Genomic DNA, 22,486 nt, shown 5'->3' with positions numbered 1-22,486 from the left:
TAGCCGAATAGAGTTTCGCGAGGAGCGGGCGCTGAGGACGTTGAGTTGCCGACGTCATCAGTGCCCGTTTCGTTTTTGCGTGATAGAAGGGATACCGGATCAGTTGTCGAGACCGGGATCGCCGTGAGTTGGAATCAGTCCGAGGTCATTGCTGCTCGCCAAATCATCATTGAGACGGCGAAAGGTATACTTTCCGGAAGCGTGTTCCCGGTGGAAGGAGCCAGGACGATTGCGAGGCGTCGCTTCAAGGCTCGCCTCGAAGACGATCCTGATATTTTACCCTTTGTCGGAATTGCTTCCGAGACCGAATCTTTGCCGCTCGGACGCGAAAGGGCGCACTGGCAGGTACGCGCGCTCGCTGATCTGCAGGGCAGAATCGATGAATCCCAGGCTTGGGCGCTCACAATTGCGACCGCTCATTGTCAGAGCCTTCTGGCGCGATCGGCAAGTCTGATGCGTTGGCCCGACGGCTAGGATGGGTTGGACAAAGCCCATCCTACGAATCCCTCACTCCGCCGCTTGCGCGTAATCGCTCACCGGCGGGCACGAGCACACGAGGTTGCGATCGCCATAGACATTGTCGACGCGGCCCACCGGGCACCAGTATTTGTCGGTGCGCGAGGTGCCGGCCGGGAAACAGCCCTCGGCGCGGGTGTAGGCGCGGGTCCAGTTGTCATCCGCGATGTCGTGCACGGTATGCGGGGCGTGGCGCAGCGGTGATGCCTCGATCTTGAAGCGGCCGGCCTCGACCTCAGCAATTTCTTTCCGGATCGCGATCATCGCGTCGCAGAAGCGATCGAGCTCGGCTTTCGATTCCGACTCGGTCGGCTCGATCATCAGCGTGCCCGGGACCGGGAAGCTCATGGTCGGGGCGTGGAAACCGTGGTCGATCAGCCGCTTTGCAATGTCGTCGACGGTGACGCCGCTGGTCGTCTTCAGCGGTCGCGGATCGATGATGCATTCGTGCGCGACGCGGCCCTTCGCGTTCTTGTAGAGCACCGGGAAATGCGCATCCAAACGCGCCGCAACATAATTGGCGTTGAGGATCGCGATCTCGGTCGCACGCTTCAAGCCTTCGCCGCCCATCATCAGGATGTAGATGTAGGAGATAGTCAGGATCGACGCCGAACCGAAAGGTGCAGCAGAAACCGGGCCGACCGTCGCATTCGGATTGGTTGAGGGATGGCCGGGCAGGAACGGCGCGAGATGCGCCTTCACGCCGATCGGACCCATGCCCGGGCCGCCGCCGCCATGCGGAATACAGAAGGTCTTGTGCAAATTGAGATGGCTGACGTCGGCGCCGTAGTCGCCGGGCCGCGACAGGCCGACCTGGGCGTTCAGGTTCGCGCCATCGAGATAGACCTGGCCGCCATGGCCATGCACGATGTCGCAGATCTCGCGGATGTGCTCCTCGAACACGCCATGGGTCGAGGGATAGGTGATCATCATGGCGGCCAGGTCGTCCGAATGCTTCTCGGCCTTGGCGCGGAGATCGTTGACGTCGACGTCGCCGTTCTTCTCGCAGGCGACGACCACCACCTCCATGCCGACCATCGCGGCCGAGGCCGGATTGGTGCCGTGGGCGGAGGAGGGGATCAGGCACACTTTACGATGGGCGTCGCCGCGCGCGGCATGATACCCACGGATGGCCAAAAGCCCGGCATATTCGCCCTGCGCGCCCGAATTCGGCTGCAGCGAGATCGCGTCATAGCCGGTGATGTCGCACAGCCATTTTTCCAGCCGGGCGAACAGTGCGTGATAGCCCTTTGCCTGCTCGCTTGGCGCGAACGGATGCAGGCTGCCGAACTCCGGCCAGGTCAGCGGTGTCATCTCGGTGGTCGCGTTCAGCTTCATCGTGCACGAGCCCAGCGGAATCATCGCGCGGTCGAGCGCGAGGTCGCGGTCACTGAGCTTGCGCATGTAGCGCAGCATCTCGGTTTCCGAGCGGTGCGCATGGAACACCGGATGGGTGAGGAAGGGCGTCGTCCGCCTCAATGCGTCAGGCAGCACCTCGCGCGTGGTCGCGTCGATCTCGGCATAAGAAAGCTTGCCGCCGAACGCACGCCAGACCGCCTCAACGGTCGCCGGCGTCGTGGTCTCGTCGAGCGCGATGCGCAAGGCACCATCACCGAGGCCGAGATTGATATTCTCGGCCGTCGCGCGCGCGACGATCTCGTCGCGCTTCGCGCCGGCGTCTACGCTGACCGTATCGAAGAAGTTTTCGGAGCGTGGCGCAAAGCCGAGCTTGCGCAGGCCCGCGGCCAGCACGGCGGCGCGGCGATGGACAGTGCGAGCGATCTGCGAGAGGCCTTCGGGGCCGTGGTAAACGGCGTACATCGAGGCGATCACGGCGAGCAGCACCTGCGCGGTGCAGATGTTGGAGGTCGCCTTCTCACGGCGGATATGCTGCTCGCGGGTCTGGAGCGCAAGGCGATAGGCGGGCGCGCCGCGCGAGTCCACGGAGAGGCCGACGATGCGGCCGGGCAGCGAGCGCTTCAGCGCATCGCGCACCGCCATGTAGGCTGCGTGCGGTCCGCCATACCCCATCGGCACGCCAAAGCGCTGCGCCGAGCCGATCGCAATGTCGGCGCCGAGTTCGCCGGGCGAAGCGAGCAGCGTCAACGCCAGCAGATCGGCGGCAACGATCGCAAGCGCGCCCTTGGCGCGCAGCGCCGCAATGGCCGGCCGCAGGTCGCGCACCGCGCCCGAGCTGCCCGGATATTGCAGCAGCGCACCGAGCACGTTCGCCTTGTCAAGATCCGTGAGGGGATCGCCGACGATCAGGTTCCAGCCCAGGGGTTCGGCGCGGGTGCGCATCACCGCGAGCGTCTGCGGATGCACGTCCTTGTCGACGAAGAAGGCTTGCGCCTTCACCTGCGAGTGCCGCTCCGCGAAAGCCATGGCCTCGGCCGCAGCCGTCGCCTCATCGAGCAGCGAGGCGTTGGCAACATCGAGCCCGGTGAGGTCGCAGATCATGGTCTGGAAGTTGAACAGCGCTTCCAGCCGGCCCTGGCTGATCTCGGGCTGATAGGGCGTGTAGGCCGTGTACCAGGCGGGGTTTTCGAGGATGTTTCGCTGGATCACCGCCGGCAAAATGGTGCCGGAATAGCCGTGGCCGATCAGCGAGGTGAAGACCTGGTTCTGGGCTGCGAGCTCGCCCATATGCGCGATCGCTTCCGTCTCGCTCAAGGGCTTGCCGAGATCGAGGGGAGCTGCCTGTCGGATCGAGGCCGGCAGCGTCTCCGCCATCAGGGCGTCCACGCTTTTCGCGCCGACGGTGTCCAGCATCGCCGCGACATCGCGCGCGGAGGGGCCGATATGGCGGCGAACGAAAGAGGCGGTGGTGTCGCCGTCGGATTTGCGGTGCGCGGTCATCATGGGTCCTCGCTAGGAGTTGCTGTCATGCCCCGCGAAGGCGGGGCATCCAGTAAACGCAACCGTTCGAGCTAGAGCTGATAGGCCGCGGCGTACTGGATCGTCCGCCCCAGTGCGCAGTGCGCACAAGGCGGACGATGACACGAAGTATGGGGTGACTACTCGCTTCATCTCACGCCGTGTGCGCCTTGTAGGCGGCCTCGTCCATGAGGCCGCCGAGCTCGCTCTTGTCGGCAATCTTGATCTTGAAGAACCAGGCCTTGCCTGCAGCGTCCGAATTGACCAGCGCCGGCTCATCGACGATCGCCTGGTTGACCTCGAGCACTTCGCCCGAGATCGGCGCATAGACGTCGGACGCGGCCTTCACGGACTCGACCACGGCCGCAGCTTCCGTCTTCTTCAGCGCGCGGCCGACCTTGGGCAGCTCGACGAACACGACGTCGCCGAGCTGCTGCTGGGCGTAATCGGTGATGCCGACGGTTGCGACATCGCCATCGATATCAAGCCATTCATGGTCGGAGGTGTACAGCGTCGTGGTCATTCTCGGTCCTCAGCGTTTGTAGGTGTTTTTCATGAATGGCATGGCGGAGACGGTGAGCGGCAGGCGCTGGCCGCGCACTTCGGCAAAGAGCTTTGCGCCGAGCGCGCTCTTCGCGGTGGGCACATAGCCCATCGCCACCGGTGCATTCAGGCTCGGGCCAAAACCGCCGGAGGTGACCGTGCCGATCGCTTCGGCCGACGTCGCGTCCGCAAACAACAGCGCGCCCTCGCGCACCGGTGCGCGGCCTTCAGCGCGCAACCCGACGCGGCGCCGCGGCGCGCCCTGATCGAAATGGGCGAGGATCTTCTCTGCGCCCGGAAAACCGCCGGCGCGGGCGCCGCCCGCGCGGCGACTCTTCTGCACCGACCATTCCAGCGCGGCCTCGACCGGCGTGGTCGTGGTGTCGATGTCGTGGCCGTAAAGGCAAAGCCCGGCCTCGAGCCGCAGGCTGTCACGGGCGCCGAGGCCAATCGGCAGTACGTCGGAATTTGCGAGCAGCGCCTTTGCCAGGCGTTCGGCATCGCCTGCTGGAACCGAGATTTCGAACCCGTCCTCGCCGGTATAGCCCGAACGCGACACGAAACACCCGATGCCATCGACCTTGCGCGGGCCCGCGTCCATGAATTTCATGGAAGGCGCCTCCGCACAAAGTTTCGCCAGCACGGCTTCGGCCTTCGGGCCCTGGAGCGCGATCAGCGCGCGGTCGTTCAGCGACTCGATGATGCAGTCGTCGGAGAGGTGCGCGCGAAGATGCGCCTCGTCGTCGGCCTTGCAGGCGGCATTGACGACCAGGAACAGGTGATCGCCGAAATTGGCGACCATCAGATCATCGAGGATGCCGCCGTCCGGATTGGTGAACTGGGCATAGCGCTGTCGCCCCGGCGCAAGCGCCATGATGTCCTGGGGCACCAGCCGTTCCAGCGCACGGGCAGCATCCTCGACCTTGCCGGACTTCGGCCGGAGCGCGATCTGGCCCATATGGGACACGTCGAACAGGCCGGCGGAGCCGCGGGTATGCAGGTGCTCTTTCAGCACGCCAGCGGGGTACTGCACGGGCATTTCATAGCCCGCGAATGGCACCATCTTGCCGTCAAGGGACACATGCAAGGCGTAAAGGGGGGTACGTCTGAGGGAGTTTTGGTCGTCGCGTGCAAGCATCACAGGGGCCCTCGCGGTTCCCGGGGAGGATTCCCCGCGGAAACCAGTCGAAGCCCCATCTGTCGCTGTGCCTGAGAGTATTATCCCGTCGGCGGGTGCCACCCGGGCTTCAATGCCCGTCGGCGCCTCTTTCCAGATGCTGTCAAAGCCACGCGGTCCTTTTGCCTGAGAGTTTCCGGGGCGGTTGCTCCTTCGGCGCCGGCACCAAAGCCGGTCTCTCCCGACGTGGCCGTACGATACAGGTAGGTACAGAACACGGGCCAGCCAAGCCTGTCAACGCGCCTGCAACAGCTATCAACGAGGATTGCGCGCCTGCGGCAACCCTCTGATCTCTCTGCACAGTTTCTGGACAGGGCAGCTCACCTTGTCTAAAAGCGCTATCGCCCGCAGATATCAGCCTTAATTTCAGGTTTGGGCGGGACCACACCCGATTGGATGAACATGAGCGGCGTCAACGAGATCAGGTCGACCTTTCTGAACTTCTTTGCCAAGAACGGCCACGAGATCGTGCCGTCCTCGCCATTGGTGCCGCGCAACGACCCGACGCTGATGTTCACCAATGCCGGCATGGTGCAGTTCAAGAACGTCTTCACCGGCGTCGAGAAGCGCCCCTACCAGCGCGCCACCACCTCGCAGAAATGCGTGCGCGCCGGCGGCAAGCACAACGACCTCGACAATGTCGGCTACACCGCGCGCCATCTCACCTTCTTCGAGATGCTCGGCAACTTCTCCTTCGGCGACTACTTCAAGGAGCGTGCGATCGAGCTCGCCTGGAATCTGATCACCAAGGATTTCGGCCTGAAGAAGGACAAGCTGCTCGTCACCGTCTATCACACCGACGACGAGGCGGCCGGTCTCTGGAAGAAGATCGCGGGCTTCTCCGACGATCGCATCATCCGCATCCCGACCTCGGACAATTTCTGGGCGATGGGCGATACCGGCCCGTGCGGCCCGTGCTCGGAGATCTTCATCGATCGCGGCGAGCACATCTGGGGCGGACCTCCGGGCAGCCCGGAGGAGGATGGCGATCGCTTCCTCGAATTCTGGAATCTCGTGTTCATGCAGTTCGAGCAGGTGACGAAGGAGGAGCGCCAGCCATTGCCGCGCCCCTCGATCGACACCGGCATGGGGCTGGAGCGCATGGCGTGCATCCTGCAGGGCGTCGACAGCGTTTTTGAGACCGATCTCTTCCGTCAGCTGATCGATGCGACCGCGTCCGCGCTCGGCAGCGGACCGAATGAGCAGACCGTTGCCTCGTTCCGGGTGATCGCCGATCATTTGCGCTCCTCGGCCTTCCTCGTCTCCGACGGCGTGCTGCCCTCGAACGAGGGCCGCGGCTACGTGCTGCGCCGGATCATGCGCCGCGCGATGCGCCATGCGCAGCTCCTGGGCGCGAAGGAGCCACTGATGCATCGCCTCGTCTGGGCGCTGGTCCGTGAGATGGGCCAGGCCTATCCGGAGCTGGTGCGCGCCGAAAAGCTGATCGAGGAAACGCTGCGGCTGGAAGAGACCCGCTTCCGCAAGACGCTGGTCCGCGGCCTTGCCATTCTCGATGAGAAGAGCGCGTCCTTGAAGAAGGGCGACATGTTCGACGGCGACGTCGCCTTCACGCTCTACGACACTTACGGCTTCCCGCTGGATCTTACGCAGGACGCGCTCAAGTCGCGCGGCATCGGCGTCGATCAGGCTGCGTTCACCGACGCGATGGAGCGGCAGAAGGCCAAGGCGCGCGAGTCCTGGAAGGGCTCGGGCGAGGCGGCTTCCGAAGCGATCTGGTTCCCGCTGCGCGAAAAGCTCGGGGCCACCGAATTCCTCGGCTACGAGACCGAGAGCGCCGAAGGCGTTGTTTCTGCATTGGTGAAGGACGGCCAGGAAGTTGCCAGCCTCAAGGCTGGTGAGACCGGCGCGCTGGTGCTGAACCAGACGCCGTTCTATGCGGAGTCCGGCGGCCAGGTCGGCGACACCGGCGTACTGAGCGGTGAGGGCGGCCTCAAGTTCCGTGTTACCGACACGCAGAAGAAGCTCGGCGATTTCTTCGTGCACGTCGGCGCGGTGGAGAGCGGCGAGCTGAAGGTCGGCACTGCGCTCCAGCTCGAGGTGGATCACGGGCGCCGTTCTTCGATCCGCGCCCATCACTCCGCGACGCATCTGATCCACGAAGCACTGCGCCAGGTGCTCGGCGATCACATCGCCCAGCGCGGCTCGCTGGTCGCGCCCGATCGTCTGCGCTTCGACTTCGTGCATCCGAAGCCGATCACGCCGGAGGAGCTCGCTCGCGTCGAGGACATCGCCAACGACGTGGTGCTGGAGAATGACGAGGTCACCACCCGCGTCATGGGCGTGGACGAGGCCCGCGAAGCCGGTGCGCGTGCGCTGTTCGGCGAGAAATATGGCGACGAGGTCCGCGTCGTCTCGATGGGCAAGACCGCGCGCGAGCATGGCGCCAACGCACTCGGCTGGTCGGTCGAGCTTTGCGGCGGCACCCATGTCAAGCGCACCGGCGATATCGGCCTGATCACGCTGACGAGCGAAAGCGCCGTCGCCTCCGGCGTCCGCCGCATCGAGGCGCTGACCGGACGCCATGCGCGCAAGCATGCCAACGACACCATGGCGCTGGCGAAGACCGCGGCCGCCGAGCTGCGCACCTCGCTCGAGGACGTGCCGGCGCGCATCACCGCGCTGATGGACGAGCGCAAGAAGCTCGAGCGCGAATTGTCCGACGCCCGCAAGAAGCTTGCGATGGGCGGCGGTGCATCGTCCGGCAACGGCGCTGCCGCGGGCGTACGCGAGGTCGGCGACGTCAAGTTGATGGCGCGTGCGGTCGAAGGCATCGAGATGAAGGATCTCAAGAGCCTTGCCGACGACGGCAAGAAACAGATCGGCTCCGGCGTGGTCGCGATCGTCGGCGTCACCGAGGACGGCAAGGCCGGCGTCGTGGTTGGCGTCACCGCCGACCTGACTTCGCGTTTCAACGCCGTCAATCTGGTGCGCGTCGCCTCCGAAGCGCTCGGCGGCAAGGGGGGCGGCGGCCGGCCTGACATGGCGCAGGCTGGCGGGCCCGACGGCGCCAATGCGGCGGCGGCGCTCTCGGCGATCGAAAAAGCCATGGTCGGCGCGTAAACACCGTGCGCCTCGTTCCGCGAGGACGTGGGCTTCGCGATCCCAATTTGAGGGATCGCCTCTACGAACTCCTGGAGCACGATCCGCTGGCCTATTCCGCCGGGTCGCGTTTCATCCAGGTGATCATTGCCGTCATCGTGCTCGACGTCGTGGCAATGACGCTTGCCTCGGTGCCGGAACTGGACGCGCAATTCGACCCGCTGTTCTCGGCGATCACCATCCTTTCCGTGATCGTGTTCGCGCTGGAATATGCGGCGCGGTTATGGACGGTCGCCGGCCATACGCAGCGCAAGGGGTCGGCGCTTGCCGATCGGTTCTCCTACGTCTTCTCCGCGCTCGGCATCATCGATCTCATGGCGTTCCTTCCCGCAGCGATCGTGCTGGCCACCGGCCGGCACGCGACGCTGGCTGCGCTCGGCGTGCTGCCGTTCTTCAAGTTGATCCGCTATTCGCCGGCGATGCGCTCGCTGTTTGCCGCCGTCCATGCCGAACGGCGCGCGCTGATTGGATGCATCGTCATCCTGATCGGCGTGGTGCTCACCTTCGCCTCACTGCTCTACGCCATCGAGCGCGAGGTGCAGCCCGAAAAGCTCGGCACCATCCCTCAGGCGATGTGGTGGGCGATCGTGACGCTCGGCACGGTCGGCTATGGCGACGTCGTGCCCGTGACGGCGCTCGGCAAATTCGTCTCCGTGTTCGCCATCATCAGCGGCTTTGCCATGATCGCGCTGCCGGTCGCGATCATATCGAGCGCGTTTGCGGAGGAGGTGAAACGGCGCGACTTCGTCGTCACCTGGGGCATGCTCGCGCGCGTGCCGCTGTTCTCGCCCCTGACGGCATCGGAGATCGCCGACATCATGCGGCTGCTTCGCGCCCGCACGATCGAGCAGGGCGAGATTCTGGTCCGGCGCGGCGACGCCGCCTCGTCGATGTATTTCATCACCGCCGGTGAGGTCGAGATCGAGCTTCCCAACCAGCATGTGCGGCTCGCCGACGGCACGTTCTTCGGCGAGATCGCGCTGCTGCACAAGACCAAGCGCAGCGGCACGGTGACCGCGACACGCAAGACGCGGCTTCTCGTGCTCGACGCCCAGCATTTCCACGCCCTGATCGAGCGCATGCCGACGCTCGCGGCGCATGTGCACAAGACGGCTAAGGCGCGGCTCGAAGAGGCCGGCGACCTCGCGGCGACCGAGCTCGCGCAGGCGGAGCGCGAGGGCACCGACCGCTGAGCGATCAGCCCTTGCGCAGGAAGACGTAGTCGGCGGAGTAGGGCGCGCTTCTGAACTCGCCGGCCTTCTCGCATGCCCCCTCGAGCTTGCCGCCATGGGTGTTGATGCGCTGGACGGTGGTGACGGGCGTCAGAACCCCGCTGCCGCGGCGCGAGGCGACCTCGAGCTTCAGCCAGGGGATATCGCCTGCGGTTGCGCCCGGTGCGTTGCCGATGGCCTTGCCGACCACGGCGCTGCCGTCGGCGTGCTCCCAATTGGGACCTGCATAGTGCCGGCCGATCGTCTTGCCCTCGGACAGCAGCGTCGCGATCGGCTCGCGGAACGCCCAGGCCAGCTTGCCGTCGGTCCCTGTCTTGCACTCATAGACCTGCGCGCCCTCGGCGTGGACGCTGAGCACGACGCTCTCGCCGGAGGCAGCGATCGTGTCGGGGAGCGCATCGGCGGCGAACGCAGACGTGCTGGCCAGCGCGAAGACAGAAAAGGCAAGACTCTTGAATGTCGGCATGATGCTTCCTCGAACAAAGGTCTCGTCATTGCGAGGAGCTCTTGCGACGAAGCAATCCAGCGTCTCTCCGCGGAGACAGTCTGGATTGCTTCCGCCTTCGCTCGCAACGACGGTTGAGGTGAGACGCGGGCTTACGCCGCCAGCGCCTTCGCGAGGTTCTCGGCGACCTTGTCGAGGAAGCCGGTGGTGGAGAGCCAGCGCTGGTCGGCACCGACGAGAAGGGCGAGGTCCTTGGTCATGTAGCCGTCTTCGACGGTGTCGACGCAGACCTTCTCGAGCGTGGTCGCGAACTTCGCCAGCTCCGGATTGTTGTCGAGCTTGGCGCGGTGGGCGAGGCCACGGGTCCAGGCGAAGATCGACGCGATCGAGTTGGTCGAGGTCTCCTTGCCCTTCTGGTGCTCGCGGTAGTGGCGGGTCACCGTGCCGTGGGCGGCTTCGGCTTCGACCGTCTTGCCGTCGGGCGTGAGCAGGACCGAGGTCATCAGGCCGAGCGAGCCATAGCCCTGCGCGACCGTGTCGGACTGCACGTCGCCGTCGTAGTTCTTACAGGCCCAGACATAGCCGCCGGACCACTTCAGCGCCGAGGCCACCATGTCGTCGATCAGGCGATGCTCGTAGGTCAGGCCCTTGGCGTCGAATTCCTTCTTGAACTCGCGGTCGAAGACCTCCTGGAAGATGTCCTTGAAGCGGCCGTCATAGACCTTCAGAATCGTGTTCTTGGTCGACAGATAGACCGGGTAGTTGCGCATCAGGCCGTAGTTGAACGAGGCGCGGGCGAAGTCGATGATGGAGTCGTCGAGATTGTACATCTCCATGGCGACGCCGGCGCCGGGGGCCTTGAAGACCTCCTTCTCGATCACGGTGCCGTCCTCGCCGACGAACTTCAGCGACAGCGTGCCCTTGCCCGGGAACTTGATGTCAGTGGCGCGGTACTGGTCGCCATAGGCATGGCGGCCGATGATGATCGGCTTGGTCCAGCCGGGAACGAGGCGCGGCACGTTCTTGCAGATGATCGGCTCGCGGAAGATCACGCCGCCGAGGATGTTACGGATGGTGCCGTTCGGCGACTTCCACATCTGCTTGAGGTTGAACTCCTTCACCCGGGCTTCGTCCGGGGTGATGGTGGCGCACTTGACGCCGACGCCGACCTTCTTGATCGCCTCGGCAGCGTCGATCGTCACCTGATCGCTGGTCTGGTCGCGGTACTCCATCCCCAGGTCAAAGTAGAGGAGCTGCATATCGAGGAACGGGTTGATCAGCTTGTCCTTGATGTACTGCCAGATGATCCGGGTCATCTCGTCGCCATCGAGTTCGACGACGGGGTTGGACACCTTGATTTTTGCCATGATCGGGGAAGCCTCTTGGGAACGGCGCTTTGGCGCGCCAACGGGAATATCCGCCGCCTCTTAGCACCGGGAAGTGGCGGGCGAAAGCCAAGGGATTATGCACTTTTAGCTCATCCAGCTTCCGCAGATGGGGAGCCGCAGCGGCGCCGCGGCCGGGGGCGGAGCTGAAGTTTCGGACAAGATTCAAAAGCCGATTCTAACCCCGTTATTTCCCTTGAGAATTTTGTCAGGACAGGCAAACGACGGGGTAACGGAGCCGGCCCGATAGGCCTGCTTGAATCAATTCTTTGGAGCGCCTGCGTAAGGCCTTGAGGACCAGCGTGAAAGCAAAACGAGATGTCGGGGACTGACAAGAGCAAGACGGGCCTCGCCCTCGATGGTCCCATCGTGATCCTGGTCGAGCCGCAGCTCGGCGAGAACATCGGGATGGCAGCCCGTGCTATGGGCAACTTCGCCCTGAGCCGCTTACGCATCGTCAACCCGCGTGATGGCTGGCCCAACATCGCCGCCCAGCGCGCCGCGGCCGGTGCCGACCACATCCTGGAGCGGGTCGAGCTGTTCGATACCGTCGAGCAGGCGGTCGCCGATCTCGACCTGTTGTTCGCCACCTCCGCCCGGGCCCATGACCAGGCCAAGCCGGTGGTCGGCCCGGAAGCGGCGACGACCGAGATCGCCGGCCATATCGCCACCGGCGGAAGGGCCGGCATCCTCTTTGGCCGCGAGCGCTGGGGGCTGACCAACGAGGAGGTCGCGCTCGCCAACCGGGTGGTCACCTTCCCGGTCAACCCGGGCTTTGCCTCGCTGAACCTTGCGCAGGCGGTGCTGCTGGTCGGCTACGAATGGTTCAAACGAGCCACGGAGGGCGCGCTGCCGCACGGCATGCCGGAGCGCTCGGAGCGCGCCTCGCAACACCAGATCCAGGCCTTCTTCGACAACCTCGTGCGCGAGCTCGACCGCGTCGAATTCCTGCGCCCGGCCGAGAAGCGCGACACCATGCTGGTCAATTTGCGCAACATCTTCACCCGCATGGAGCCGACCAAGCAGGACATGCACACCCTGCACGGCGTGGTGATGGCGATCGCGGAAGGGCGCAAGGGGCCAGCCAAGGGCGGCGTGCTCGACGGCGAGCAGGCAACGCGGCTGCGCGCGCTGCTGGCCGAACACGGCCAGGGTGGGGCGCCCGACAGCGGCAGCACAGTGCGCGGCCTCGCGCGCCTGCTCCGCCGCAACCCGACCGATGCCGAGCGACTGCTCTGGCAGGCCCTGACCCGAGACCGCCGCTTCGCCGGCCAGTTCAAGCGCCAAACGCCGGTCGGCCGGCAGATCCCGGATTTCGTCTCGTTTCAGCACCGCATTGCGATCGAGCTGGTCAATCCGAAAGAGACTGAGACTATCGTTGCCGATCGCGCGGCGCGGCGGGCGTGGCTGGAGGAGCGCGACTATCGGGTGATCGAGATCAGGGCTGCGGATGTGGAGCGCGACCTGGAGGCCGACTTGGTGCGTTTGGCGGCGCTGCTGCGCGACAAATCGGAAAATCCGTAGGGTTTGGCAAAGCCTCGGCCATCGCTCGAAGAGCGAGGGCAGAGGCGTGCCCACCCAACAGCGTCGGTGCCCAATCCATTGGCACGCTTCGTGCAACCCAGCGCGATACGAAATGACGTTGCGTCTCCGCTTCCCGGAAGGGAGCAGAATGACGCGACCCAATCATTGGCCAAGGGAGACCCCGACATGAAGCGTTCCGACCTCACCGAAAAACTGCTCGACATCAAGCGCGAGAAGGGCTGGAGCTGGAAATACATCTGCGAGAAGATCGGCGGCTATTCCGAGGTGTTGATCGTCGGCGCGATCATGGGCCAGATGAAGCTCACCAAGCCGCAGGCGGCGAACGCCGGCGAGCTGTTCGGGCTGTCGAAGGCGGAGACTGCGATGCTCAACGAGGTGCCCATGCGCGGCACCGGCACGCCGATGCCGCCGACCGATCCCTTGATCTACCGCTTCTACGAGATGGTGATGGTCAACGGCCCGGCGTGGAAGGCGCTGATCGAGGAGGAGTTCGGCGATGGCATCATGTCGGCGATCGACTTCGACATGGCGATCGAGCGCGTCGCCAACCCCAAGGGCGACCGCGTCAAGATCACCATGAGCGGCAAATTCCTGCCTTACAAATATTACGGCGCGAGCGGCAACGTGCCGGAGTATGGCTTCAAGGAGGGGTGATACGGCGGTTAATGCCGGGTGAAGCGGCAAGTCGATGTTTGCCACCTCAGGTTCGCTTTATCGCAACCGGGGGTAGTTAAGAACGAACTCGTCACTTCAACTGCAGGAATTCGCCATGACGTTGCGTACGCCCCTTGTTTCGGCAGGCCTTGGTCTGCTTGTTATGATCGTTCCCGCTTCTGCCCAGTCACCGGGCCAGCGGGTCATCATCGAACAGTCCGGTGGCTCCCAACGTCAGGAAGGCTCGGTGCGCGTGCAGAGCACGATCAACTTCTTCGTCGCCGGGCCGAGCGGCGATACCGATGACGCGCAGAAGCTGCGCGACCGCGCGCGCCGCACAGTCTATGAAATGGCGGCGCGCGAGTGCGATCTCCTCCGCGAGGTTCTCGCCAAGGACTGCCGACTGGAGACGGTGAACAGCAACATCAACCGACAGTTCGGGCAGCAGCAGCAAGAAGGCTTCAGCGTGAGTGGTTCGATGAGCCTTCAAATCACGCTGAAATAGTTGCCGGAGGCGGGGACCTATTTCCCCGCCTTCACCTCAATCGCGGCCACCGCTGCGAGCTCATTCATCTTGGTGCGAATCGCCTGCTCGGTGAGGGCGACGCCTTTGGCTGAGAAATCGCCCAATACCTTGCGCAGGACGTCACCGTCGCCGGCTTCCTCGAAATCGGCTGCAACCACCTCCTTGGCATAGGCCGTGGCTGCATCGCCCGTGATCCCGAGCTTCTCGGCCGCCCACAGGCCGAGCATCCGGTTGCGGCGGGCCTCGGCCTTGAATCTCTGCTCCTCGTCGAGGGCGAATTTCTTCTCAAATCCTTCCTCGCGCTTGTCGAAAGTGGTCATGCTTTTCCGTTCCAATTCCCTTACCTGAATCCGGCCGTGACGCCGCGTTGCGGTGACACCAGCCGATGCCTAGATAAGGGGCACGAATCGGCAGACCAATGAGCCGTTAAGCCGCAGGCAAGACGGTATAAGTTGATGCCGGGAGAGCCGGATCGATTGTGCTGGGACCGCCAATCGGATAGGTTGCCTAAGGTTTGGTTCCTGTTCTGTTTCTATGGGTTCCGGACCGTTCACGGCAGCTCCGCTGTGGGTCGTAATCCTTGTCAACCGGAGCACACCAAATTCATGGATTTTAACAAAACACGGTACATCCCAATGAGCCGTCGGCGTCGTATTTATGAAGGCAAGGCAAAGGTTCTTTACGAAGGCCCCGAGCCCGGGACCCTGATCCAGCACTTCAAGGACGACGCCACCGCGTTCAATGCGAAGAAGCATCAGGTGATCGAGGGCAAGGGCGTCCTCAACAACCGGATCTCGGAGTACCTGTTTCAGCACCTCAACGACATCGGGGTGCCGACCCATTTCATCCGCCGTCTCAACATGCGCGAGCAGTTGATCCGCGAGGTCGAGATCGTGCCACTCGAGGTGGTGGTGCGGAACGTTGCCGCGGGCTCGCTCTCGCAGCGGCTCGGCATCGAGGAGGGCACGCAGCTGCCACGCTCGATCATCGAATTCTACTACAAGAACGACCAGCTCAACGACCCCATGGTGTCGGAAGAGCACATCACCGCCTTCGGCTGGGCGACGCCGCAGGAGATCGACGACATCATGGCGCTCGCCATCCGCGTCAACGACTTCCTCACCGGCCTCTTCCTCGGTATCGGAATCCGCCTCGTCGACTTCAAGATGGAATGCGGCCGCCTGTTCGAGAACGAGATGATGCGGATCATCGTCGCCGACGAGATCTCACCGGACTCCTGCCGTCTGTGGGACATCAAGTCGAACGAGAAGCTCGACAAGGACCGCTTCCGGCGCGACCTCGGTGGCCTGCTCGAGGCTTATACCGAAGTTGCGAAGCGCCTCGGCATCCTCATGGAGAACGAGCGTCCGGCGGGTTCGGGCCCGGTGCTGGTGAAGAGCTAAAGAGGGATTATCGACGTGAAGGCACGTGTCACCGTTACCCTGAAGACGGGCATTCTGGATCCGCAGGGCAAAGCCATCGAAGGCGCGCTGAAATCGCTCGGCGTCGATGGCGTGGCCAGCGTCCGTCAGGGCAAGGTGTTCGACATCGAGCTCGCCAGCGCGGACAAGGCCAAGGCCGAAGCCGCGCTGAAGGAGGCCGCTGACAAGCTTTTGGCGAACACGGTGATCGAGAATTATCGCGTCGAGATTGTGTAGCGTTCACAGCCATCCGACGCGGCGGAAGCGCCAATAGAGCGCGATGCACGAAATCAGCATCAGGCCGAGTACGGCAAAATAACCGTACTCCCACTCCAACTCCGGCATGTGCTTGAAGTTCATGCCGTAGATTCCTGCGACCGCCGTTGGGATGGCGATGATCGCGAGCCATGAAGCAAGCCTCTTGGAGACCACGGTCTCCTGAGCCTGGCCGACCAGCAGACTCGCTTCGAAGGCGAAGGCCAGCACCTCGCGCATGGAATCGATGCGCTCCTGGATATTCCGGACGTGGTCGGTGACGTCCCGGAACAGAGGCTGCATGGTCTGACGCACCATCGACAGCTCGTCATGCTCGAGCCGACGGCAGACTTCGACCAGCGGGCCGATCGCATTGCGCAGCCGCAACAGATCGCGGCGCAGCATGTAGAGCCGCTCGATCTGCGCCTTGGTGATCACGTTGGAGAGCACGTGGTCCTCGATCTCCTCGACCTCCTCATGGATGCTTTCGAGCACGGGGGAGTAGTTGTCGACGATGAAATCGAGGATGGCATAGAGGATGTAGTCCTCGCCCCGGGCCAGCGCCCGCGGACAGCTTTCGCAGCGCGCGCGCACCGCGGTGTAGGACGTCGAGGCGCCGTGGCGTACCGTCACGAGATAGCCGTCGCCGACGAAGATGTGCGTCTCGCCGAAGGCTATCCGGCCGTCGATCAGTTGCGCTGTACGCGCGACGATGAACAGGGCTTCGCCATATTGCTCGATCTTCGGCCGCTGATGGGCGTTGTTGGCATCTTCGATTGCGAGCTCGTGCAGATCGAATTGCTTCTGCACCGCGGCGAGCAGCGCCATGTCGGGCTCGTGCAACCCGATCCAGACGACGTGCCCGGGCTTTGCCCGCCAGCTCGAGGCTTCGCTGATCGCGATGTTGGCCACGCGCCGGCCGTCGACATAGGCGCCGGCAGCAACGACGCCCTCGGTGGAGACCGGTTCGGCTGGGGATGTAGGCGACGACGGGACGTTCATGGCTTCAATCCCCGGCAAAATCGTTGGCCAAAGGGCGGGTTATGGCCTGTGCACAAAGCCGTCAGGTGAGGCTAGCACTGGTAAAATCCGCGTCAAATGGTTATGTCTCCTCACGATTTGGCCGCCGGCCAGCCCGATTCCATTCCTCGCTTCGGAACTCAAAGCCATGAAAGCCGCCATCCTCGTCTTTCCCGGAATCAACCGCGAGCGCGACATGGCGCGTGCGCTGAAGCTGATCTCGGGACACGAGCCGGCGATGGTCTGGCACGCTGAGATGTCGCTCCCCGTTGGGACCGATCTCGTCGTGGTGCCCGGTGGCTTCTCCTATGGCGATTACCTGCGCTGTGGCGCCATCGCCGCGCGCGCGCCGGTGATGGACGCGGTGCGCGACTATGCGGCGAAGGGCGGGCTCGTGCTCGGCGTCTGCAACGGTTTCCAGATCCTCTGCGAGTCCGGCCTGTTGCCGGGCGTGCTGATGCGCAATGCGCGGCTGAAGTTCATCTGTCACGACGTGCATCTGCGCGTCGAACGCTCCGACACGCCGTTCACCCGCGGCTACAATGCCGGCCAGGTGATCCGCGTGCCGGTCGCCCATGGCGAGGGCAATTACGAGGCGGATGAAGAGACCATCAAGCGGCTCGAAGGCGAGGGGCGGGTGCTCTACCGCTACTGCTCGGCCGAAGGCGTGGTCGACGAGGCCCACAACATCAACGGCGCAGCGCATTCCATTGCCGGCATCGTCAACGACAAGGGCAACGTGCTCGGCATGATGCCGCATCCGGAAAACCACGTCGAAGACATCATGGGCTGCACCGACGGCCGTGGCCTGTTCGCCGGCCTCGCGGCGCATCTCGACCTCGCGGCATGAACCTCGTCACGCGACATCGCGGCTGACCGAGGGTTGTTCGATGACGTGGCGCTGCTTTCGAGCTACGCGCCCGATGGAGGCGTCGCCTTCCGCTTCACCCGCTTGATCGTGCCGGAAAAGGTGAACAGCCGACGCTCGCCGGCCATCATCTCGCCGCGCAGGAAGATCAGCGAGCCGCCGGCGCGGGTGACCTCGCCGGTGCATTCGATCAGCTCGCCCTCGTGGCCGGCATCGAGGAATTCGCAGCCAAAATTGACGGTCACGCCCCGGCCGTCCAACGCATGGCGGCCGATCGCGAACAGGCAATAATCGGCGAACGCCATGAAGCATCCGCCGTGGACGTTTTGGGACCCGTTGAGGTGCTTTTTCTCCACCCGGAAGGCGCAGCGGACGCGGCCGTCCTCCTCGAAGCGGTGCCAGAAGGGGCCGATATGGTTCTCAAAACTGTCGCGAATCCAGGTCTGCCAGCCCTTGAATTCCCCCTCGGTCGCGACGTGCAGGTCGGGGCGGGGGGAAGAAGTCGTCTTGGTCAGCTCGTGCAAGGAATGGGGCCTTCAAATGAGAGGTTTTTGCCCTTAAATCCGATCCGTCCGTGCTGTGCAATTCCTGTTCCCGCGGGCCCCTTCTGCAAAACTATGGACAGTGGGAAAATGCGCCTTAAAGGGCTTTTCGCGAGGCCCGGATGTTCCTAAGAACGGCCAGACCCCGCCGAAAGCGCCGAATCCATGCTCAAGAACGAACCGAAGATCACCCCCGAACTCGTAGCCGCCCACGGGCTCAAGCCCGATGAGTATGAGCGCATCCTGAAGCTGATCGGGCGGGAGCCGACCTTCACCGAGCTCGGCATCTTCTCGGCGATGTGGAACGAGCACTGCTCGTACAAATCCTCGCGCATCCATCTCCGCGGCCTGCCGACGAAAGCACCGTGGGTGATCCAGGGCCCCGGCGAGAACGCCGGCGTGATCGACATCGGCGACGGGCAGGCGGTTGTCTTCAAGATGGAGAGCCACAACCACCCGAGCTACATCGAGCCCTATCAGGGAGCAACCACCGGCGTCGGCGGCATCTTGCGCGACGTCTTCACCATGGGCGCGCGCCCCATTGCCTGCCTGAACGCGCTGAGCTTTGGCGCACCCGAGCATCCCAGGACGCGGCATCTCGTCTCCGGCGTGGTCGCCGGTGTCGGCGGCTACGGCAATTCCTTCGGCGTGCCGACGGTCGGTGGGCAGGTGCGCTTCCACACCCGCTATGACGGCAACATCCTCGTCAACGCCATGGCGGTCGGCCTCGCCGACGCCGACAAGATCTTCTATGCGGCCGCCTCCGGCGTGAACATGCCGATCGTCTATCTCGGCTCCAAGACGGGCCGCGACGGCATTCACGGCGCCTCGATGGCGTCGGCCGAGTTCGATGACAAGTCCGAGGAGAAGCGCCCCACCGTTCAGGTCGGCGATCCCTTCGCCGAGAAGCTGCTGCTCGAGGCCTGCCTCGAGATCATGGAGAAGGGCTGTGTCATCGCGATCCAGGACATGGGTGCGGCGGGGCTCACATGCTCGGCAGTCGAGATGGGCGCCAAGGGCGACCTCGGCGTCGATCTCGATCTCGACGCGGTGCCGACGCGCGAGACCGGCATGAGCGCCTACGAAATGATGCTCTCGGAGAGCCAGGAGCGCATGCTCATGGTGCTCAAGCCCGAGAAGGAGAAAGAGGCCGAGGCGATCTTCAAGAAGTGGGGGCTGGATTTCGCCGTGGTCGGCTACACCACGCCCAGCAAGCGCTTTGTGGTCAAGCATGGCGGCGATGTCATGGCCGACCTGCCGATCAAGGAGCTCGGCGACGAGGCGCCGGTCTATGACCGCCCGCATGTCGCCTCAAGCGCGCTGCCGGTCGTGCATGCCCGCGAGGTCGCGGCGCCGATGGGCATTGGTGCTGCGGTCGAAAAGCTGATCGGCACGCCCGAGCTGTGCAGCAAGCGCTGGGTCTGGGAGCAGTACGACCACGTCATTCTGGGCAATACGGTGCAGCGCCCCGGCGGCGATGCTGCCGTCGTGCGCGTGGAGGACGGGCCGAAGGGCCTCGCGATGACGGTGGACGTCACGCCGCGCTATTGCGAGGCTGATCCATTCGAAGGTGGCAAGCAGGCGGTGGCCGAAGCCTGGCGCAACATTACCGCGGTCGGCGGCAAGCCGCTCGCGATCACCGACAATCTCAACTTCGGCAATCCGGAGCGACCCGAGATCATGGGCCAGTTCGTCGGCTGCCTGAAGGGCATTTCGGAAGCCTGCCGCGCGCTGGATTTCCCGGTCGTGTCCGGCAACGTCTCGCTCTACAACGAGACCAACGGCCGCGCGATCCTGCCGACGCCCTCGATCGGCGGCGTTGGCGTGCTCGATGATTTCACCAAATCCGCTTCGCTCGCCTTCAAGGCCGAGGGCGAGGCGATCCTCCTGATCGGCGAGACCCATGGCTGGCTCGGCCAGTCGGTTTATCTGCGCGACATCTGCGGTCGCGAGGAGGGCGCGCCGCCGCCGGTCGATCTCGCTGCCGAGAAGCGCAATGGCGACGTCGTACGCGGCATGATCCATGCGGGCACTGCGACGGCGGCACATGACCTCTCCGACGGCGGCCTCTTGATCGCGCTGGCCGAGATGGCGATGGCCAGCGGCATCGGCGCGCGTCTTTTGGCTGCGCCGGCCGCACTCGTGCCGCACGCCTATTGGTTCGGCGAGGACCAGGCGCGCTACATCGTGACCGTGCCTGAGACGCAGGCCGGCCTCGTGCTTGCAAAGATGCGCGGCTGCGAGGTGCCCTGCGTGCGCATCGGCACCACCGGCGGCGACGCGATCGCAATTGTCGGCGAGGCGCCAGTCAAGATCGACACTCTGCGCACCGCATTCGAGCGCTGGTTGCCGGAGTATATGGGCGCGAAGGTGGTGTAAGTCCCACAGTCTCTCGTCATTGCGAGGAGCGAAGCGACGAAGCAATCCAGGCTCGCGCCGCGGAGACAGTCTGGATTGCTTCGCTGCGCGCTCGCAATGACGAAATGAGAGAGCTGGGCTCACAACACCCGCGTCGCGCCGGGAATCTTTCGTAGCGCTGCGGTGGCCGCCCAGCTCAGGATCGCCGTGAGCACGAACGCAATCGTCGCCTTGACGATCGCCGGCACGCTGACGTCGAACAGGTAATACTGGATCCACAGCACGATCGGATAGTGCACCAGGAAAATGCCGTAGGCTTCGCCCTGCATGCGATCGAGCAACGTCGGTCCCGGTGCTTTCGAGTGCAGGAAGAAGGCGAGGATCGTCAGCAGGATTGCGGCCGAGAACAGCACGAAGAACGAGCCGTAGATTGCATGATACCACCACGGCAGATGAGGCGGATTGCCCAGGATCTCGCGCTTGACGAAAATCATGCACCACATGCCCGCGTAGGGGAGCAGTGTAACGAACAGCCAGCTCCATCGGCTTTTCGGTAACTGGCCCTCCGGGCCCAGCACGCCGGTGGCCATGCCGGCACAGCCGACGCCCGCGCCGATGAAGAAATAGGAGGCATAGAGCAGCACACGGCTCGCCTGCACCGAGAACGGCCCGAACTCGAACCAGTGATTGACGCCGTAATAGATCAGCATCGGGATGTAGGCGATCTCGGTGACGATCCAGAGCAGCAGCCAGAACCGCCACGGCTCCTTGAAGCCTTGCTGCGAAATCCGGTTGATCGGAAACACCAGCGTGGACGAGACCCGGTAGAGCAGGCACGCCGTGACATCGAAGGCGAGCAGCACCCAGACGAACCAGATTGGACCGCTTGGCCATGGCCCGACGGTCACCGTCTTCCACCAGAACGCCGAGAAGGTGAGATCAGAGCCGCCCTGCAATGCCAGCGCGTAATAGGCGAGCGGGATCAGCGTCAGCGCGCAGACGGCGAAGGGAAGGCCGAGCCGCAGCAGGCGGTCGCGGATGAAGGCCAGCGGTGCCTTGTGGCCGAGGCCGGGCCATACGAACAGGCCTGACAGGAAAAAGAACATCGCCATGAAGAACGAGTCATTGGCGAGCACGATCAGATCGAACCCGATCCACTCGGTCGGATCGGTGTGACCGAAATAGGTATAGGGGATGACGGCATGATGCAGCAGCACCACCAGAGTCAGGAACGTACGCGCCCGATCGAGCGACAGGTTTCGTGCTTTGCTCTTGGGAGCTGCGCTGACCTCAGCGCCAGCCGTCGCCGTAGGTGAGATCGTTGTCATGTTCGCCCCGGTTGCATCCTTCCCTGGGTGCGGATGTTGCCGCTGGGACGGGAATTCAGCAAGTTCTGTTTAGCCTGACTCTGCTTCGTCTCGCCGCCGTACCAGTGGCGGAGGAACCGGTCCCATCCCCTGCACGTTAGAGTTCACGAAATCTTTAATTACCCGTCCGCTTTGGCGGCGCGGACCTCGCGGAGCAGGCGATGACCATCCTGAAATGGGCGCTGATCTTCCTGTTGATCTCGATCGTGGCGGGCGTGCTCGGCTTCACCGGCGTTTCGGCCGCCTCCGCCGATATCGCGCGCTTCCTGTTCTACGTCTTCGTCGTGATCTTCCTGGTGCTCCTGGTGTTGGGGCTCACGATCTTCAGGGCGTAGCTACCTAAGTCATTCCGGGGCGATGCGAAGCATCGAACTGTGGTGCGCAATTGCGCACCTGAGAATCTCGAGATTCCGGGCTCGGTCCTGCGGACCGCCCCGGAATGACAGCATCCAAAAATTACCCCACTTCCTCGATCTTCACCTTGTCAGGATAGAAGGCGAGATGGCCGGAGATCTCCGTCATGGCGGGGAACGGCGTCTCGTAGGTCCAGATCGCATTGTCCAGCGTCGTGCCGTCAGCCTTGACGCTGAAATAGCTTGCGTCGCCCTTGTAGGGACAATGAGTGACGCGGTCGG

The 22,486-nt window shown here is 63.9% G+C and carries 21 protein-coding genes and 1 riboswitch; of the genes, 11 read left to right on the top strand and 10 right to left on the bottom strand.

Features of this window, described 5'->3' with window-relative positions; all coding sequences use genetic code 11:
• The first annotated feature begins 45 nt into the window (after positions 1–45).
• Complete coding sequence (locus tag SO140_RS32195; RefSeq protein ID WP_449377134.1) at positions 46–474, top strand: hypothetical protein; 429 nt, start codon at positions 46–48, stop codon at positions 472–474.
• Positions 475–507: 33 nt separating this feature from the next.
• Here the strand turns inward: SO140_RS32195 and gcvP are convergent, their stop codons facing one another.
• From gcvP to gcvT, 3 genes are all read right to left on the bottom strand, one after another.
• Positions 508–3,375 (bottom strand): aminomethyl-transferring glycine dehydrogenase, encoded by a 2,868-nt coding sequence (gene gcvP / locus SO140_RS32190; protein ID WP_498543569.1) that lies wholly within the window; start codon positions 3,373–3,375, stop codon positions 508–510.
• A 172-nt stretch (positions 3,376–3,547) separates the two neighbouring features.
• A complete protein-coding gene (gcvH, locus tag SO140_RS32185; RefSeq protein ID WP_449377135.1) occupies positions 3,548–3,916 on the bottom strand; it encodes a glycine cleavage system protein GcvH in 369 nt (122 codons plus the stop codon).
• A gap of 9 nt (positions 3,917–3,925) precedes the next feature.
• Positions 3,926–5,074 (bottom strand): glycine cleavage system aminomethyltransferase GcvT, encoded by a 1,149-nt coding sequence (gene gcvT, locus SO140_RS32180; RefSeq protein ID WP_474798563.1) that lies wholly within the window; start codon positions 5,072–5,074, stop codon positions 3,926–3,928.
• 144 nt (positions 5,075–5,218) lie between these two features.
• Positions 5,219–5,307, bottom strand: a riboswitch (glycine riboswitch).
• 208 nt (positions 5,308–5,515) lie between these two features.
• Between gcvT and alaS the strand changes: the two genes are divergently transcribed.
• Both alaS and SO140_RS32170 read left to right on the top strand, forming a co-directional pair.
• On the top strand, positions 5,516–8,194 hold the full coding sequence (alaS, locus tag SO140_RS32175) for an alanine--tRNA ligase (RefSeq protein WP_449377137.1): 2,679 nt from the start codon (positions 5,516–5,518) through the stop codon (positions 8,192–8,194).
• 5 nt (positions 8,195–8,199) lie between these two features.
• Complete coding sequence (locus SO140_RS32170) at positions 8,200–9,426, top strand: cyclic nucleotide-gated ion channel (RefSeq protein ID WP_449377138.1); 1,227 nt, start codon at positions 8,200–8,202, stop codon at positions 9,424–9,426.
• 4 nt (positions 9,427–9,430) lie between these two features.
• On the opposite strand, the gene SO140_RS32165 is transcribed toward SO140_RS32170, so the two are convergent.
• Together SO140_RS32165 and SO140_RS32160 are read right to left on the bottom strand one after the other, a co-directional pair.
• On the bottom strand, positions 9,431–9,931 hold the full coding sequence (locus SO140_RS32165) for a DUF3455 domain-containing protein (protein WP_449377139.1): 501 nt from the start codon (positions 9,929–9,931) through the stop codon (positions 9,431–9,433).
• A 131-nt stretch (positions 9,932–10,062) separates the two neighbouring features.
• The gene (locus SO140_RS32160; protein WP_449377140.1) at positions 10,063–11,277 is read right to left on the bottom strand and encodes an NADP-dependent isocitrate dehydrogenase; all 1,215 of its coding nucleotides are present in this window, start codon (positions 11,275–11,277) and stop codon (positions 10,063–10,065) included.
• A 336-nt stretch (positions 11,278–11,613) separates the two neighbouring features.
• Here SO140_RS32160 and SO140_RS32155 point away from each other — a divergent pair, with 336 nt between their 5' ends.
• The 3 genes from SO140_RS32155 to SO140_RS32145 all read left to right on the top strand — a co-directional run bounded on the left by SO140_RS32155 (position 11,614) and on the right by SO140_RS32145 (position 13,999).
• Positions 11,614–12,819, top strand: coding sequence for a TrmJ/YjtD family RNA methyltransferase (locus SO140_RS32155; protein WP_449377141.1), 1,206 nt, complete (start codon positions 11,614–11,616; stop codon positions 12,817–12,819).
• Between the two features lie 186 nt (positions 12,820–13,005).
• Positions 13,006–13,494, top strand: coding sequence for a cyanase (gene cynS / locus SO140_RS32150; RefSeq protein WP_449377142.1), 489 nt, complete (start codon positions 13,006–13,008; stop codon positions 13,492–13,494).
• Positions 13,495–13,609: 115 nt separating this feature from the next.
• Positions 13,610–13,999 (top strand): hypothetical protein, encoded by a 390-nt coding sequence (locus SO140_RS32145; RefSeq protein WP_449377143.1) that lies wholly within the window; start codon positions 13,610–13,612, stop codon positions 13,997–13,999.
• A gap of 17 nt (positions 14,000–14,016) precedes the next feature.
• On the opposite strand, the gene SO140_RS32140 is transcribed toward SO140_RS32145, so the two are convergent.
• On the bottom strand, positions 14,017–14,340 hold the full coding sequence (locus tag SO140_RS32140; RefSeq protein WP_449377144.1) for a DUF1476 domain-containing protein: 324 nt from the start codon (positions 14,338–14,340) through the stop codon (positions 14,017–14,019).
• Between the two features lie 315 nt (positions 14,341–14,655).
• Between SO140_RS32140 and purC the strand changes: the two genes are divergently transcribed.
• Together purC and purS are read left to right on the top strand one after the other, a co-directional pair.
• On the top strand, positions 14,656–15,423 hold the full coding sequence (gene purC / locus SO140_RS32135) for a phosphoribosylaminoimidazolesuccinocarboxamide synthase (RefSeq protein ID WP_008974302.1): 768 nt from the start codon (positions 14,656–14,658) through the stop codon (positions 15,421–15,423).
• A gap of 15 nt (positions 15,424–15,438) precedes the next feature.
• A complete protein-coding gene (gene purS, locus SO140_RS32130) occupies positions 15,439–15,678 on the top strand; it encodes a phosphoribosylformylglycinamidine synthase subunit PurS (RefSeq protein ID WP_449377145.1) in 240 nt (79 codons plus the stop codon).
• A 3-nt stretch (positions 15,679–15,681) separates the two neighbouring features.
• Here the strand turns inward: purS and corA are convergent, their stop codons facing one another.
• Entirely contained in the window at positions 15,682–16,698 is a 1,017-nt protein-coding gene (gene corA / locus SO140_RS32125) for a magnesium/cobalt transporter CorA (protein WP_449377146.1), read from the bottom strand.
• Positions 16,699–16,864: 166 nt separating this feature from the next.
• Between corA and purQ the strand changes: the two genes are divergently transcribed.
• Entirely contained in the window at positions 16,865–17,566 is a 702-nt protein-coding gene (gene purQ, locus SO140_RS32120) for a phosphoribosylformylglycinamidine synthase subunit PurQ (RefSeq protein WP_449377147.1), read from the top strand.
• A 62-nt stretch (positions 17,567–17,628) separates the two neighbouring features.
• Here purQ and SO140_RS32115 read toward each other — a convergent pair whose 3' ends face one another.
• On the bottom strand, positions 17,629–18,108 hold the full coding sequence (locus SO140_RS32115) for a PaaI family thioesterase (protein ID WP_449377148.1): 480 nt from the start codon (positions 18,106–18,108) through the stop codon (positions 17,629–17,631).
• Positions 18,109–18,291: 183 nt separating this feature from the next.
• On the opposite strand from SO140_RS32115, the gene purL reads away from it, so the two are divergent.
• Positions 18,292–20,505, top strand: coding sequence for a phosphoribosylformylglycinamidine synthase subunit PurL (purL, locus tag SO140_RS32110; RefSeq protein ID WP_449377149.1), 2,214 nt, complete (start codon positions 18,292–18,294; stop codon positions 20,503–20,505).
• 119 nt (positions 20,506–20,624) lie between these two features.
• Here purL and SO140_RS32105 read toward each other — a convergent pair whose 3' ends face one another.
• Positions 20,625–21,812, bottom strand: coding sequence for an acyltransferase family protein (locus SO140_RS32105; protein ID WP_449377150.1), 1,188 nt, complete (start codon positions 21,810–21,812; stop codon positions 20,625–20,627).
• Between the two features lie 200 nt (positions 21,813–22,012).
• Between SO140_RS32105 and SO140_RS32100 the strand changes: the two genes are divergently transcribed.
• The gene (locus tag SO140_RS32100; RefSeq protein ID WP_449377151.1) at positions 22,013–22,186 is read left to right on the top strand and encodes a DUF1328 domain-containing protein; all 174 of its coding nucleotides are present in this window, start codon (positions 22,013–22,015) and stop codon (positions 22,184–22,186) included.
• Positions 22,187–22,307: 121 nt separating this feature from the next.
• Here SO140_RS32100 and SO140_RS32095 read toward each other — a convergent pair.
• On the bottom strand, positions 22,308–22,486 hold a 179-nt coding region (locus SO140_RS32095), incomplete at its 5' end, for a DUF427 domain-containing protein (protein ID WP_498543568.1).

Source organism: Bradyrhizobium sp. UFLA05-108, from assembly GCF_059803455.1.
The sequence above is the reverse complement of the archived record's forward strand: the minus strand, read 5'-3'. Positions and strand labels throughout refer to the sequence as shown.

Coding starts and splice junctions, on each gene's coding strand:
- gcvP (WP_498543569.1), bottom strand. CDS start 3,375: ATGACCGCGCACCGCAAATCCGACGGCGACACCACCGCCTCTTTCGTT.
- gcvH (WP_449377135.1), bottom strand. CDS start 3,916: ATGACCACGACGCTGTACACCTCCGACCATGAATGGCTTGATATCGAT.
- gcvT (WP_474798563.1), bottom strand. CDS start 5,074: ATGCTTGCACGCGACGACCAAAACTCCCTCAGACGTACCCCCCTTTAC.
- alaS (WP_449377137.1), top strand. CDS start 5,516: ATGAGCGGCGTCAACGAGATCAGGTCGACCTTTCTGAACTTCTTTGCC.
- SO140_RS32165 (WP_449377139.1), bottom strand. CDS start 9,931: ATGCCGACATTCAAGAGTCTTGCCTTTTCTGTCTTCGCGCTGGCCAGC.
- SO140_RS32160 (WP_449377140.1), bottom strand. CDS start 11,277: ATGGCAAAAATCAAGGTGTCCAACCCCGTCGTCGAACTCGATGGCGAC.
- SO140_RS32155 (WP_449377141.1), top strand. CDS start 11,614: ATGTCGGGGACTGACAAGAGCAAGACGGGCCTCGCCCTCGATGGTCCC.
- cynS (WP_449377142.1), top strand. CDS start 13,006: ATGAAGCGTTCCGACCTCACCGAAAAACTGCTCGACATCAAGCGCGAG.
- SO140_RS32145 (WP_449377143.1), top strand. CDS start 13,610: ATGACGTTGCGTACGCCCCTTGTTTCGGCAGGCCTTGGTCTGCTTGTT.
- SO140_RS32140 (WP_449377144.1), bottom strand. CDS start 14,340: ATGACCACTTTCGACAAGCGCGAGGAAGGATTTGAGAAGAAATTCGCC.
- purC (WP_008974302.1), top strand. CDS start 14,656: ATGAGCCGTCGGCGTCGTATTTATGAAGGCAAGGCAAAGGTTCTTTAC.
- corA (WP_449377146.1), bottom strand. CDS start 16,698: ATGAACGTCCCGTCGTCGCCTACATCCCCAGCCGAACCGGTCTCCACC.
- purQ (WP_449377147.1), top strand. CDS start 16,865: ATGAAAGCCGCCATCCTCGTCTTTCCCGGAATCAACCGCGAGCGCGAC.
- purL (WP_449377149.1), top strand. CDS start 18,292: ATGCTCAAGAACGAACCGAAGATCACCCCCGAACTCGTAGCCGCCCAC.
- SO140_RS32105 (WP_449377150.1), bottom strand. CDS start 21,812: ATGACAACGATCTCACCTACGGCGACGGCTGGCGCTGAGGTCAGCGCA.
- SO140_RS32100 (WP_449377151.1), top strand. CDS start 22,013: ATGACCATCCTGAAATGGGCGCTGATCTTCCTGTTGATCTCGATCGTG.